The organism is Paraburkholderia sp. SEWSISQ10-3 4, from assembly GCF_030464785.1.
Classification (GTDB): Bacteria; Pseudomonadota; Gammaproteobacteria; order Burkholderiales; family Burkholderiaceae; genus Paraburkholderia; species Paraburkholderia aspalathi.
Window position 1 is genome coordinate 40,592 of record NZ_JALPRI010000014.1, and the last position, 13,060, is coordinate 53,651.

At 62.6% G+C, this 13,060-nt stretch carries 13 protein-coding genes and 1 pseudogene; 6 read left to right on the forward strand and 8 right to left on the reverse strand.

The annotated features are described in order from the left end of the window. Positions 1-92: 92 nt before the first annotated feature. Together nusA and rimP are read right to left on the reverse strand one after the other, a co-directional pair. The gene (gene nusA, locus M0D68_RS23555) at positions 93-1,568 is read right to left on the reverse strand and encodes a transcription termination factor NusA (RefSeq protein ID WP_054034655.1); all 1,476 of its coding nucleotides are present in this window, start codon (positions 1,566-1,568) and stop codon (positions 93-95) included. Further along, positions 1,565-2,023 carry a ribosome maturation factor RimP gene (rimP, locus tag M0D68_RS23560; RefSeq protein WP_028199738.1) on the reverse strand — a complete coding sequence of 153 codons (459 nt, stop codon included), beginning with the start codon at positions 2,021-2,023 and terminating at the stop codon, positions 1,565-1,567. Before rimP ends, nusA begins: the two co-directional genes overlap by 4 nt. Positions 2,024-2,209: 186 nt before the next feature. On the opposite strand from rimP, the gene M0D68_RS23565 reads away from it, so the two are divergent. Next, positions 2,210-2,560, forward strand: coding sequence for a hypothetical protein (locus M0D68_RS23565; protein ID WP_200618553.1), 351 nt, complete (start codon positions 2,210-2,212; stop codon positions 2,558-2,560). Here the strand turns inward: M0D68_RS23565 and rluB are convergent. The 4 genes from rluB to M0D68_RS23585 all read right to left on the reverse strand — a co-directional run bounded on the left by rluB (position 2,557) and on the right by M0D68_RS23585 (position 8,310). Next, the gene (gene rluB, locus M0D68_RS23570; protein ID WP_200618554.1) at positions 2,557-4,455 is read right to left on the reverse strand and encodes a 23S rRNA pseudouridine(2605) synthase RluB; all 1,899 of its coding nucleotides are present in this window, start codon (positions 4,453-4,455) and stop codon (positions 2,557-2,559) included. The two genes, M0D68_RS23565 and rluB, sit on opposite strands and share 4 nt — an antisense overlap. A 64-nt stretch (positions 4,456-4,519) precedes the next feature. Next, on the reverse strand, positions 4,520-5,674 hold the full coding sequence (scpB, locus tag M0D68_RS23575) for an SMC-Scp complex subunit ScpB (protein WP_200618555.1): 1,155 nt from the start codon (positions 5,672-5,674) through the stop codon (positions 4,520-4,522). Between the two features lie 372 nt (positions 5,675-6,046). Next, positions 6,047-7,270, reverse strand: a complete 1,224-nt coding sequence (locus M0D68_RS23580) for a pyridoxal phosphate-dependent aminotransferase (protein WP_266225502.1) — start codon at positions 7,268-7,270, stop codon at positions 6,047-6,049. Positions 7,271-7,407: 137 nt separating this feature from the next. Continuing rightward, positions 7,408-8,310, reverse strand: a complete 903-nt coding sequence (locus tag M0D68_RS23585) for a LysR family transcriptional regulator (RefSeq protein ID WP_093632447.1) — start codon at positions 8,308-8,310, stop codon at positions 7,408-7,410. Positions 8,311-8,718: 408 nt separating this feature from the next. On the opposite strand from M0D68_RS23585, the pseudogene M0D68_RS23590 reads away from it, so the two are divergent. Further along, positions 8,719-9,105: pseudogene (locus M0D68_RS23590) on the forward strand (transposase); the annotation flags it as partial. Positions 9,106-9,413: 308 nt separating this feature from the next. After that, a complete protein-coding gene (locus tag M0D68_RS23595) occupies positions 9,414-9,668 on the forward strand; it encodes a hypothetical protein (RefSeq protein ID WP_093632446.1) in 255 nt (84 codons plus the stop codon). A 380-nt stretch (positions 9,669-10,048) separates the two neighbouring features. Here M0D68_RS23595 and M0D68_RS23600 read toward each other — a convergent pair whose 3' ends face one another. Continuing rightward, entirely contained in the window at positions 10,049-10,372 is a 324-nt protein-coding gene (locus M0D68_RS23600) for a hypothetical protein (RefSeq protein ID WP_054034659.1), read from the reverse strand. A gap of 197 nt (positions 10,373-10,569) precedes the next feature. On the opposite strand from M0D68_RS23600, the gene M0D68_RS23605 reads away from it, so the two are divergent. The 3 genes from M0D68_RS23605 (at position 10,570) to M0D68_RS23615 (ending at position 12,303) form a co-directional block, all read left to right on the forward strand. After that, on the forward strand, positions 10,570-11,358 hold the full coding sequence (locus M0D68_RS23605; RefSeq protein ID WP_093632444.1) for a YdcF family protein: 789 nt from the start codon (positions 10,570-10,572) through the stop codon (positions 11,356-11,358). Positions 11,359-11,603: 245 nt separating this feature from the next. Next, positions 11,604-11,846: a hypothetical protein gene (locus M0D68_RS23610; protein ID WP_093632441.1), complete on the forward strand. Its 243-nt coding sequence runs from the start codon at positions 11,604-11,606 to the stop codon at positions 11,844-11,846. A 199-nt stretch (positions 11,847-12,045) separates the two neighbouring features. After that, entirely contained in the window at positions 12,046-12,303 is a 258-nt protein-coding gene (locus M0D68_RS23615) for a hypothetical protein (protein WP_007182306.1), read from the forward strand. Between the two features lie 125 nt (positions 12,304-12,428). On the opposite strand, the gene M0D68_RS23620 is transcribed toward M0D68_RS23615, so the two are convergent. Continuing rightward, positions 12,429-12,719 (reverse strand): putative quinol monooxygenase, encoded by a 291-nt coding sequence (locus tag M0D68_RS23620; protein WP_200652430.1) that lies wholly within the window; start codon positions 12,717-12,719, stop codon positions 12,429-12,431. Positions 12,720-13,060 lie beyond the last annotated feature (341 nt).

Sequence of the window (13,060 nt, forward strand, 5' to 3'; positions counted from 1 at the left end):
ATTCCTCTTAATGCAAGGACCGATTCCTTGCGGTTAGCATCTTGTCATGCGGCCTAACGGCCGCGTTCAATTTAGTGCGCCATGGTCATTTCTCACTGGAACCAATGTTCACGTGCTTTCATGATCAACGCCTTAGCGGCATCCTCTTCCATTCCGGTCATCTCAACCAGTTCATCCACAGCCAGCTCGGCGAGTTCGTCGCGCGTCTGGATCTGATGTTCGGCAAGCTTGGCGAGCAGGTCGGCATCCATGCCGTCCAGGCTCTTCAGGTCGAGTGCAACATTCTCGACCTTTTCTTCATTCGCGATCGCCAACGTCAACAACGCATCGCGCGAGCGATTACGCAGTTCGTGAACGGTGTCTTCGTCGAATGCTTCGATTTCGAGCATCTCGTTGAGCGGCACATAAGCGATCTCTTCGAGGCTCGTAAAGCCTTCGTCGATCAGGATGTCGGCAACTTCTTCGTCGACATCGAGACGCGCCATGAACAGGTCACGCAGTACACCGCGCTCCTGATTCTGCTTTTGCGCAGATTCGTCCGGCGTCATGATGTTGATCTGCCAGCCGGTGAGTTCGCTGGCAAGACGCACGTTCTGGCCGCTGCGGCCGATCGCGACCGCCAGTTCGTTTTCGTCTACGACGACGTCCATCGAATGTTTTTCTTCATCGACGACGATCGACTGGACGGCTGCCGGCGCGAGCGCGCCGATCACAAACTGAGCGGGATCTTCCGACCATAGCACGATGTCGACGTTTTCGCCACCAAGCTCGTTACGCACGGCCTGGACACGCGAACCGCGGATACCGACGCAGGTGCCGATCGGATCGATGCGCTTGTCATAAGCGATCACGCCGATCTTGGCGCGCACGCCCGGATCACGGGCTGCCGCCTTGATTTCCAGCAGGCCCTGTTCGATTTCCGGCACTTCCATTTCGAACAGCTTCATCAGGAATTCGGGCGCCGTACGCGACAGTTCGATCTGCGGACCGCGAGCGGTGCGATCGACCTTGGCGATATAGGCGCGCACGCGGTCGCCCACGCGCAGATTTTCCTTCGGAATCAGCTGGTCGCGGCGCAGCAGCGCTTCGACACGGCCGGTTTCGACGATGAAGTTGCCCTTGTCCAGGCGCTTCACCGAGCCGGTCATGATGTGCTCGCCGCGCTCGAGGAAGTCGTTCAGGATCTGCTCGCGTTCCGCGTCGCGCACCTTCTGCAGGATCACCTGCTTGGCGGCCTGCGCGCCGATACGGCCGAATTCGATCGACGGCACCGGTTCTTCAATGTATTCGTCGAGCTGGATTTCCGGCTTCTGTTCGCGTGCTTCGAACAGCAGGATTTCCTGATCCGGCTCTTGGAGGCCGGCTTCGTCCGGCACCACTTTCCAGCGGCGAAACGTTTCGTGCTCGCCGCTTTCACGGTCGATCTGGACGCGGATGTCCGCGTCTTCTTCGAAGAGTTTCTTGGAGGCCGAAGCGAGGGCCGCCTCGAGCGCGGCAAATACCACGTCTTTATCGACGTTCTTCTCGCGTGCCAGCGCATCCACCAGCATCAACACTTCGCGACTCATTGTTTGCGGCTCCTAAAGTCAACTTTCGGAACGAGGCGTGCCTTATCGATATCCGCGACGGTGAAATCGAGCATCGCGGCGCCTTCCTTCCCTTCAAATTCCAGACCGATCGTTTCGCCTTGCGGAGCATGCAGGATGCCCCGGTACGATTTCCGTCCGTCCAATGGCTTTTTCAATGTGATTACCACTTCGCTGCCTGCGAAGCGTTCAAAATCCGCCAGTTTTTTCAGCGGGCGGTCGAGACCCGGCGACGACACTTCAAGCCGCTCATAATCGATATTTTCGACCGTCAGAACGTGCTGGAGCTGACGCGTGACTTTCTCGCAGTCTTCGATCGCGATGCCGGCCGGCTGGTCGATATAAATACACAGCATGCCGCGCCCGGTGCGCTCGAGATCGACGAGCTCGTAGCCGAGTCCCACGACCGTGGTTTCAATCAGTTCCGTCAGTTGCACAGTGCCCTCTAAGATGTTCGCGCGGCGAGACCTGCCGGGTTTGTCTGCAAACACCAATGCGGGCCGCGCGCCAAGCCGGCGCACGTTCGTGCTACCCGAGATGCCGAACCACTTAGAACTGCGCGGCAAAAAAAAATGGGCTAAACGCCCATCATCTTATTACCGGTGGTCGCACCTGAGCCGCACATGAAAAGCCGCACGCCCAGCGACTCCGCGATTGTAGCCATTTTTCGGGACAAACGCAAACCGCAGAACGCCGTAGGGAGCGCATTTCCGCTTGATTTCATGGGAATCTTTCAACGATATGGCGGCGCGCCGGGCCTTTTGCAAGGCGGCTTGCGCCGCCTCGAACCTGCGCCGGACAAGCAGGGCGAGAAAACTCTGCCCCTACTTATGCGCACACCGCGGTTTTATGCATCAGATGAAACCTGCGATGAAATCCGCGGAGCTCGTCGATCGATTCTGACGGTGGCGAAGCGTAAATCGTTGATGAACGATCAGCAGCCAACCGTCATGCTCAAGTTACTTGCCGCTTAACGACCACGCGAGCGGCCGCGCGGTGCGCCGCCACCACGATTGGCGCCACCCGCGTTGGGGTTGCCACCGCCGCCGGCGCGGTTGGCGTTACCGCCGCGATTGCCGGCCGGCCCGCGGCTACCGCCGCCCGGATTGCTGCCACCAGGGCCGCCAGCGCGCTTACCGCCGCCGGCCGCACGATTGCCATTGCCCGACGGCGCGCGATTGCCGTCGACGTCACGGCCGCCACGTGGGCCAGGTGCACCGCCGCCACCCATCGGGCCGCTGAAACCACCGGCGCTGCGGCCAGCGCCGCGATTGCCGTAACCGCCGCCGCTGCCGCTACTGCCGCCAAACCCACCACCCGCACCACCGCCGAAGCCGCCACCCGCCGTACCGCGACGGCCTTGACCGCGCGGCTGTTGCTGGTCGAAACGGCCATGCGACATCAGCACCGGTTCGCGGTTAATGAAGCCCATCGACGTTTGCATCGGGTCCGGCTGCTTACGCTCCGGCGCCTCTCTGCGGCTGCCCTTTTCTTCCGACGGCGCCTTCAGGCCGACCGACGCCATCAACGCACGCACCTGATTGTCTTCGAGTTCTTCCCAGCGACCGCGCTTCAAGCCCTTCGGCAGCGAGATCGGGCCATGACGCGTGCGAATCAGGCGGCTGACCATCAGGCCGGCTGCCTCGAACATGCGGCGCACTTCCCGATTACGCCCTTCGGCGAGCGCGACGTGATACCAGTGATTGGTGCCTTCGCCGCCGCCGTCGCGGATGCGCAGGAAATTCGCCGGGCCGTCTTCCAGTTCGACGCCGTGCAACAGCTTCTGACGCATACCTTCCGCCAGCTCGCCGACTACGCGCACCGCATATTCACGCTCGACGCTGTAACGCGGATGCATGAAACGGTTCGCCAGATCGCCCGAGGTGGTCAGCATCAGCAGACCTTCGGTGTTGAAGTCGAGGCGGCCGACCGCGAGCCACTTGGCGGTCTTCATGGGCGGCAGCTTGTCGAATACCGACGGACGGCCTTCAGGATCGGCGTGACTGACGATTTCGCCGGTCGGTTTGTGATACAGCAGCACGCGCGGGGGCTTGTTGGCCAGCTTGCGCTTGACCGGCTTGCCGTTGATGCGGACCTGGTCGGTCGGCATGATGCGCTGGCCGATGTGAGCCGGCTCGCCGTTCACCGACACGCGGCCGGCGACGATCAGTTCTTCCATGTCGCGGCGCGAGCCCATGCCGGCTTCGGCCAGCACCTTGTGCAGCTTCGGCGCGTCGTCGTCCGCAGCCAGAACGCGCTTGGGCGCGGCCGGCTTGCCACGGCGCAGCATCGGGGCGCGTACGCCGCCGGTGGCGCTGTTGTCCGCATCGAATGCGGGCGAGGTGACGTACGAAAACAGATCGTCCGGATTCGCTTCGGCTGCGATTGCCACCGGCGCTTCCGCGCCGCGGCGATTCTGACGCTGACCGCCTTCGCGCGGCTGGCGCTCGCCGCGCCCGCCTTCACGAGGTCCGCCTTCGCGGGGCGCACCGTCACGCTGACCACCCTCGCGCTTCGCGCCGCCCGCATTGCGGCGCGGGCCTTGGCCCTTGGCGCCGCCATCCTTGCGCGGCATGCGCACCTGCGCGACCACCTCGCCGTCCGGCGGCGTTTCAGTGACGACCGGCGCTCCTTGCGCGGGCGCGCCTTCGGCGCCCTTCGTCTTCGCTCCGGCGCGGCGGCGCGCGATCAGGCTGCGCGGTCCGCGACGCAGACCGCGGCGCGGACGGTCTTCACCGTCTGCTTCCGTGGCCTGCGCCGGGCGCTCGCCCTCGCCTGCCGACGCTTGCGTGGTACGCGCTTCGTCGGCGCGTGCCGACGGCACGGCGCGCTCGGATTCGGACGAATCGGTGTCGTGGGTATGTGTCAAAACAACCTCAAAATGTCAGGTCGCGCGCGCCCATTGCGGGCGCGGCAAAAAAAGTTCGGTTACGTCAGGCGCTGCGCGACTCGGGTTCGTCGTCGGTCAGAATGCCTGCGTCCTGTGCAGCATCGCGGCGATCCTCAGGATCGCCGTGCGCCGCCGTGGTCGGGTTCGGCTCGGCGGCGTGCTCCGTATTGCGGAGTACGCCCGAGTCGTGCGCGGGTATTGCCGGATCGGCCTGGGAGACCGGATCGTGATTCAGTGCGGGCTCGGCGGCGCCGGCCTGCGGTGCAACGTTCGCCGCTTCGGCATGTTCCTGCCCATTCGACGCTGCTGCAGCGTCCTCATGGAGCTCAGCCGCCGGTGCGGTATCCGCCGGATCATGCCTTGCCTCGGCAAGTTCAGTTTCGCCTGCTTCGACTGCCCCGCTGGCCTCAGCCGGCTCCGCGTGCTGCGTCTGAGCGGCCGGCGTTTGATGCTCTTCAGCGTGTTCGCCGGCGATTTCCGTTCCGGCCGCCTCGCCAACCGCTTCAACATGGCCGTGATCGGCAGTCTCGTCGAGCGATTCGCCTGCTTCAGCGCCGGCCTCGCCGATGACAGATTCCGACGGCCCTTCGAGCGGGCTCTCTTCGTCCGAAGCCAATGCCTGTACGGCCCCGGCCTCGGAAAACTCGATCGCATGCTGACCGAGCAGATCCGCATTCAGTTGCGCCGACGGATCCGCGAGCGGTGGTAATTCGTCGAGCGCCTTCAAACCGAGGTCGTCGAGAAATTGCCGCGTTGTCGCGTACAGCGCCGGACGCCCCGGCACATCACGATGGCCGATCACTTCGATCCAGCCGCGATCCTCGAGTTGCTTGACGACCTGCGTATTTACCGTGACGCCGCGAATCTCTTCGATATCGCCGCGCGTGACCGGTTGCCTGTACGCAATGATCGCGAGCGTCTCGAGCACCGCGCGCGAATACTTCGGCGGTTTCTCGGGATGCAAACGATCCAGGTACGAACGCATCGCGGGCTTGCTTTGAAATCGCCAGCCCGACGCCAGCCCGACCAGCTCCACACCGCGCCCAGACCAATCCTGCTTCAGGTCCTCGAGCAAATTCCGAACAGTGTCTGCCGACACGCCGTCGGCAAAGAGCTTGCGCAAATCGACGAGCTTTAACGGCTCCTGCGCGCAGATCAAGGCAGTCTCGAGGACGATCTTCGCCTCTTGGGTATTCATGCAGCTAGGTCAGACCCTGTGGTCAAAGAACCGGATCAAACAGACGATGTGGAACTGAAGACGCGCTCGCCCGATTCTGATCGGTCATATTGATGGGAGCACGCACCGGGGGGAGGCGAAACAGGCAATCGAGCCAAACCCAGCCGGACGGAGCAGCGATATTCCTGAAAGGAATCGCGTGACTGAGCGCCATATTACGCAAAAACAACCAGTGCGTAAAGACGAAATCCCCGGCGCATTTTTAAGCGGCGCCCCAAGCTGCGTGCTTTCGCGGAAAACCAGGCGGAAATGCACGAGAATCGGACTGAAATGGACCCTTAATTGGAACCTTACGGGCCCTTCAGTCACGCCAAGCGCCCTTTCCGCCGCGCCTCAATGCGAGCCGTGCTGCGCGAGGAAACGCTTCAGACGCTCGACACCCGCGTCCAGCCGCGCCGTGTCGCAGGCATAGCACCAGCGCACGAAACCCTCGCCTTGCGGACCAAACGCGCTGCCGGGCGCCACGCCCAGGCCCACTTCGCGCACCATGGCTTTGCATAGCTCGAGACTGCGCGACGCGCCCGGCATCGAGAAAAACACATACATCGCCCCGGGCGGCGCCTTCACGTCGACACCCGGCACCGCGGACAGCGCCCGCACCAGATGGTCGCGCGATGCCTTCAGGTCGAGCACCAGTTCCTGCGTGAAGCGCTCGCCCTGCTGGACGGCCGCGATGCCCGCCTGCTGGACGAAAGCCGGTGCACACGAGGTGTTGTATTCGACCAGCTTGCCCAGATCGTCCATCAGCGAGGCCGGCGCGACGATCCAGCCGAGCCGCCAACCGGTCATCAGCCACGCCTTGGAAAACGAATTCACGCAGATCACACGTTCGTCGCGCGTGGCGAGATCGAGAAACGACGGCGCCGTGCGCGAATGGGCACTCTCAACGCCAGCTTCAGGATCCGCGTAATAAAGACGCTCGTAGACTTCGTCGGCGACGATCCAGATACCGTGGCGGCGGCAATGCGCCAGCACGGCGCGCTGCTCGTCGCGGCTCATCACCCAGCCGGTCGGATTGTTCGGCGAGTTGATCAGCAGCATCTTCGTGTCCGGCGTCAGCGCCGCCAGCAACTGTTCGAGATCGAGTTGCCAGCCGCGCTCACCGTAGCCCAGCGCGACGGTTTCTACATGTGCGCCCAGAATCTTGGGAATCTCGACCAGATTCGGCCACAGCGGCGTGACCGCGACAACGCGGTCGCCCGCGCCCACCACCAGCTGCGCGGCCAGCATCAGCGCGTTGACGCCGGCGCTCGTCACTGCAATGTGATCGGACGACGTCGGCCCGTGCAACGCGCTGACGTAGTCCGCGAGCGCCGCGCGCAACGGCGCGATGCCCAGGTTATGCGTATAGAAAGTGGCGCCGGCAGCCAATGCGGCGCTAGCGGCGTCGCGGATGAAAGCCGGGGTCACCCGGTCGGACTCGCCGAACCAGAACGGCAACACGTCCGCAACGCCGAAACCGGCGTTCGCGACTTCCCGGATCTGTGAAGGACGCAGTGCGCGCACGGCGTCGCGCGCGTTGGGGACGGAGGGCACGGGCAGATCCGTTTCGCTCATCGAGACTTCCAGACAGTGATGGACGGGTAATGGGTCGAGGCTGACGCCAAGGGAGGCGACAGTTTAGCGCGGCGCCGGCTTTTGGGACGGCGGAGTCGCCGGCGACGTCACCGAGTCAAGCGGCACAGCCAAAGTCATCAGCCCAAATCCTCAGCCCGCGCCGGCAATTGACGAATCAGACTCCACACCGCCTCCGCCGCCGGCGACAGCGAACGGTCGCGCCGCCGTACCAGTTCCACAGTGCGCTCGGCGCGCGGCACGAGCGGCCGCGCCACCAGCGAGGCGCCAGCCGGCAACGGCAAGGCCAGCCAGGGCAGCACGCTCACGCCCACGCCCGCCTCGACCAGCCCAAAAACGGTCGCGGAATGCCCCAACTCCTGCACCACGGTGGCGCTTACGCCGTACTCCTGCATCACGGCATCGATGATCGGGCGGCTACCTGACGCGTAATCGAGCATGACGAGCTGCTGGCCCTCAAGGTCGGTCCATGCCACCTGCTTATGTGCCGCCAGGGGGTGGTCTTCGCGTGAAACGACGCAAAACGAATCAGTCATCAGCGATTCGCTCAGCAGGTCATCGGCGGAAAATGGGCCGATGATCACGCCGAAATCGACTTCACCCGACTTCACCTTGCGCACCACGTCGCTTTGCACGTCGTCGCGCAGACCCAAGGTGATGTAGGGAAACTGGCGTCCGCACGACGCCACCACGCCAGGCATCAACCGGCAGGCGATCGTCGGGCTCGCGGCCACCACCACCCGTCCGCGGCGTTGCTCGCCGATTTCGCGGATCTCGCGCAAGGCGTCGTCCAGATCCGTCAGCAGCCGCGACACGCTCGACACCAGGTTGCCGCCGACATCCGTCAACTGCACCTCGCGCGTGGTCCGGTCGATCAGCTTCAGACCGATCTCCCCTTCCAGTTCGCGTACGCAGCGGCTGACCGCCGATTGCGTCAGACCGATTTCATCGCCGGCCCGACTAAAGCTCTGCAAACGGGCGACCTCAATGAAAACCCTTAGCTGACGCAGCGTCACATTCATTTACCAGCCTCATCAATAACCCAGTTTGATGCGCATTGTATGGCGAAATGCCGCACCACATTCGCATTTAGTGCTAACGCTGCAGCGCAGCAATAAGGCGCAAACGCACGCTGGACGGGCTTGATTGCACAAGATTGGTGATTGTCCCGATTTGCGAGATGGGTTTTTTGGATTCTTATACGCCCCTAGCTAGCGCCCGCGCTGGCCCGCTGTCACAGGGCTTTCAGGTAGTTGGATCAAGTTGGCACACTTCCTGCATTTACATGCACACAGGGTCGGCGCCATGACTACTGACTGAATAGCAGATCGTGGCAAGCCCGACCCCCCTTGGCACTCGCCTATCGAGTGCATGGAGAGTGCGCGGCGCGGGGCAGCGCACCGGAGTTAGCTTCGCTGAGGTGAAACATGATGCTGTTCGACGATTTGAGAGACAACGAGTGGGCGCTGGTCGAGGCGTTGTTCTGTGCGGAGCCAGCACGGAGCGAACGTCGTGGTCGACCACGCGTGGAAGCGCGCGCAGTAGTCAATGCCGTGCTTTGGGTGCTGTCGACTGGAGAAGGCTGGTCCAAACTGCCGGGCCGCTATCCGTCGCCGCCGACTTGCCGCCGTCGCTTCGACGAATGGCAAGCCGATGGTACGCTCGCCGAAATAGTTAAGCGACTCGGCACGAGCGGCCGTGAAATTTCGCTGCGCGGCCGCATTGGCGCAACCGCCGCGAAACCGCCGGCACCGCCGAGCCGCGACCGTCTGCGTGGCGCGTTCTGGACCAATCCGGAATCGTGGCGCGCGCCGGTCAAGATGGCCTGACGCGAATTGTTTTGCCTCCGGGCGCCTGCGGGCGCCCGGCGTGTATCTGGGCCGCCGTGCGCCGTCTTTCGACGCCCGTCCGACCTGCAATGGGCACCGCTCTTCGGCGCGCCCAGCTGAGTCGTCCCCTCCCGTTTCTTCGCCGTCATTTTCGGCTCGCTTCAGACGCCTGAAGCGAGCCGATGATTGCTGGTGAAACATCCATTTACTATTGCTTACAGCGTGCTTTCGCCACTCGGCATACCTTATATGTATGCAAACAGGCCTTGAGTCGATCGGCTTGACGGGAGCTCAGCATGAAACCAATGTCACTGCTTCTGTGCGGCATTGTCGTTTCATCAATGGCCGCACCGGCGCTCGCACAGCAGCGCCCACAAGGGTGGAACTGGCGGCCGGATCACACAGCCACCATCGAAGCCTGGCAGCAAAGCGGAACACGCAACCGCGACTTCACGCCGCCTGCGCCCCGTGGCGACTTGCGCGGCGATATCGCGAGCAATGTGCGCACGCGGCCTGAACCGCCGCGTGACGACCCTGCACGCCGCCGCTAGGCATGATGCGCCGCCGCGCCGATGACCGGCTCGGCGTGTGCGTGTGTCAAATCACTTGGGATTGCCGCTGTTGTTCGCCGCCATTGTTCGATATAGCCGGCGCCCATCGTCGCTGCAAGACAACGCGCTGCATGGCGAATTGAACGATCAGGGAACCACCGGCCAATGCGCCAGTCTGATTCAACGCCATTAGCACAGCGTGGCAGTAGTAATTCCGGTACGCCCGTATCCTTGCGATACGGGCTTTTTTTTGCGCCAACAGGCGAGCGGCACGCACTGTATCAGGCGCACCAGCCAGCCAATAAAGCGAAGCAATGGAATCACCACCAGCCGCGTGGAGCGGCCGGGAAATACAGCGCCAGCGCCTTTCGCCCGCGCCCTTAAGGCCGGGCTTCGAGAGCGGCTGTGGGCCGCGCTTCGGCTGTCGCGACGACGTAGTCGTTCATTCGCTGTGCGGTCCAGCTCAACAGGCGTTCGTCGTGCGCAAGCCTCGCGAACTCGGCTCTGCCGCGGTCGGTGAGCACGGCAATATCGACCGGTGCGTGAAAGCCCGGAGCCGGTGCGACGGTGCGCTGCCGAACAGTGTCCATCAAGCCTAGCGCGCGAAGATATTGGAAGACACCCGGTCGTCTGGCCCATGGGACCTGGCGATATTGCGCCCGCCGCAGCGCTTCAAGTACCGCTTCGTTGGAATACGTGGTCATCTCACTTCTTTCTTAAAGTGCAGCTATGACACATCTATGCCCAACACGTCACCGCGCCACCAGTGACGCGCATAGCACCCGCCCTTGGCTGGAAACTGGCCGCTTTCATGCGGTCGAATTCCGCCAGGTGCTGCCCTGGTCTCGTTTTCGGAACCCCCGTCTGAACACCATGTTAGCGTTCTGTCTACGGGCCGACGATGCAACCGCTGCGGCGCGATGGCAGGCCCATAGATTTGTCCCGAAAGTCATACGTTACCCCATTTAAATTGATTCTATTCACTTTATTAGCGCTTTTTTTTGCAGCAATCGTGCTGTGGAAACGCGCCCGCCGACCGCTCGCCATAGGCGCGATCGCCCTGTTCTGGCTGCTCGCCGCCGGCTGGCTCACGGCTCCATTGCTGGAATTGGCGCAGCCGCATCGGCAGACCGACACGCCCGCCCGCTTCGCGCCGCGCACCGCGATAATCATGCTCGGCGGCGGCACCATTTACGGCGATGACGATGTGCTCGTGCCACCGCGTGACGTGCTCGCGCGCATCGCCGCGAGCGCGGAAAACTACGCAGCCTGCAAGCGTACGGCCGCCACGTGTCAGGTTATCGTGAGCGGGGGCAATCCGCAGCGGCATAGCGCAACCGAAGCGGATACCTACCTGCCCTACCTGCTGCGCCGCCAGGTGCCGCGTGCGGACATCGTGCTGGAAAACACCAGCCGCACGACCTACGAAAATGCGCGCAACGTCTCTGCTATTCTCGGCCGGTCAGGTTACGATTCCCTGATACTCGTCACCTCCGCCTATCAGATGCCGCGCGCATTGCTCGACTTCCATCGTTTCGGCCTCACGCCACAGCCGCTGATCTCGAGCGCGCTGCACACAGATCCCGGTGTACTGCCGCGCTATGACAATCTGGTGAATGCAGAGATTGCACTGCACGAACTGATTGGAATCGCGCAATTTCACGTCTATCGTGCAATCGGATGGTTCTGAATCTCGCGATTCCTGACAAAGCAATTTATTTAGAGATGCGAATATTCTTTGTGCCGCCAACGCATTGTCGAGTTCGAAATGAGATCGTCGTCGACAGCGACTGTGGACCGAACGTAACAAGGTGTAACCAATTGTCACTGTAGTTACAAAACGTCCGCTGGAGCGGATATTGCTGGCTAGAATGCATTGTCTTTCCGATTGGACAGGCAAATACTCGGGTCCATTACCACTCTGCGGAGGTAACAATGAAGAAAGTGTCCCTGGCGATCCTGGTTTCCCTCAGTGCCGTAACAGGCGCGGCCTATGCGCAGGACAACGGCGTCATGATGAGCACCGATCCGGCCAAGGCCGCCGACGTCGAGCAGCGCGCGCAAGATTTGCAAAACCGCCAGCAAGCAATGGAAAGCGCGCCTATGCCGGAGAAACATCACAAGATGGCCCCGCACCATCACAAGAAGGCCGCCAAGGCCGAAGCCGCCAGTTCGTAAGCGCAGTTTGACAGCATCACCTGCGGCCTCGCCGCGAAGGTGAAAAGCCGAAGCCGGCACCGCCGGTTTCGGCTTTTTTGTTGTCTAATGGACTCGCCGCAGGCCCGCTGCGGCCGGCCGACGTTATGCTAAAGTCGCGCACCGACCGGCGCCTGCCGGACTCCCCCTAACCTGTGCGCACCTTGGTGCGGAGGACAGCATGAGCAACATCCAGCTAGATATCGAATGGACTGAAGCAGCATCTCGCAAAATCGAAAAACTGATGCCGCGCGGCGGTCAGGAAGCGTTCCTCGCGCTGCCGCCCGTCGAGTGCCTGCCGATGGAAGGCGACGTGCTGTTTCTTGGCCCGGACGGCAAGCAGCAGCCGTTCATTGTCGCGGAACGTCAGTATCACCACGACGGCGATGCCGACTGGACCATCATCCTGATCCTCGACGTCCCGCAAGCCACGCACTAAAGATAAACGGCGAGTACCGCGCAGGCCGGATCCGGCCTGGCAGCTCACTCGCCGTCATTCGACTTTCCGGGTTGGACCTTCAGAGATCTCCCGCTTTTCGCCCCCGCTTTTCGCCCTTTGAACGCTTACGCGATCTTCGACAAGACGCGAATTTCCGCGTGTTCGACCCAATCCGCCACCGTTTTCTTATAAGCGGCAATGTGCGCGGATTTTGCATGCGCCGCCAGCGCTTCCTGGCTTTCCCAACGCTCGACAAACACGAACCGGCGCGGCTCCTGCACGTCACGGTGCAGATCGTATTGAAGCGCACCCTGCTCTTTGCGCGTGGGCCCAACGATGCCTTCTGCCGCTTCGCGCAATTGCTCTTCAAAACCCGGCTTTGCCAGCGAGATTGCGACCACCGCTATTTCCGTCATGCCTGTACTCCGTTTGTTCAGGAAAAGCAGCAGCATACCCGGCGCCCGCCAATCCTGCAGGCGCTCGGGCGCACCGGGCAGGCTCCTGCAGCCGCGCCGGGATTACCCTGAAACAAAGCCTTCCGCGGACGCAAAATGTCTGAGCACCGTCCTTGCCTGGAGTTTGGCGGGCGGCCACTCACCGCCCTGCTACCCTCGGTTTCATACGCATGATTGATTGCATTCGAACGGTCGATCCTGCGCGCGGCAAATGAGTGCGAAACCCACGCCAAACGCCCACAGGACCGGGGCCGGCCACCGTGCCACGGCCGGTTTACCGGGCGCCCGGCCACATCCCGCGT

Bases quoted from the DNA above. Each gene is read 5' to 3' on its own strand.
- M0D68_RS23595 (WP_093632446.1), top strand. From the start codon at position 9,414: ATGAAACCAATGTCACTGCTTCTGTGCGGCATTGTCGTTTCATCAATG.
- M0D68_RS23585 (WP_093632447.1), bottom strand. From the start codon at position 8,310: ATGAATGTGACGCTGCGTCAGCTAAGGGTTTTCATTGAGGTCGCCCGT.
- nusA (WP_054034655.1), bottom strand. From the start codon at position 1,568: ATGAGTCGCGAAGTGTTGATGCTGGTGGATGCGCTGGCACGCGAGAAG.
- M0D68_RS23620 (WP_200652430.1), bottom strand. From the start codon at position 12,719: ATGACGGAAATAGCGGTGGTCGCAATCTCGCTGGCAAAGCCGGGTTTT.
- M0D68_RS23600 (WP_054034659.1), bottom strand. From the start codon at position 10,372: ATGACCACGTATTCCAACGAAGCGGTACTTGAAGCGCTGCGGCGGGCG.
- M0D68_RS23615 (WP_007182306.1), top strand. From the start codon at position 12,046: ATGAGCAACATCCAGCTAGATATCGAATGGACTGAAGCAGCATCTCGC.
- scpB (WP_200618555.1), bottom strand. From the start codon at position 5,674: ATGAATACCCAAGAGGCGAAGATCGTCCTCGAGACTGCCTTGATCTGC.
- M0D68_RS23610 (WP_093632441.1), top strand. From the start codon at position 11,604: ATGAAGAAAGTGTCCCTGGCGATCCTGGTTTCCCTCAGTGCCGTAACA.
- M0D68_RS23580 (WP_266225502.1), bottom strand. From the start codon at position 7,270: ATGAGCGAAACGGATCTGCCCGTGCCCTCCGTCCCCAACGCGCGCGAC.
- M0D68_RS23605 (WP_093632444.1), top strand. From the start codon at position 10,570: ATGCAACCGCTGCGGCGCGATGGCAGGCCCATAGATTTGTCCCGAAAG.
- M0D68_RS23565 (WP_200618553.1), top strand. From the start codon at position 2,210: ATGAAAAGCCGCACGCCCAGCGACTCCGCGATTGTAGCCATTTTTCGG.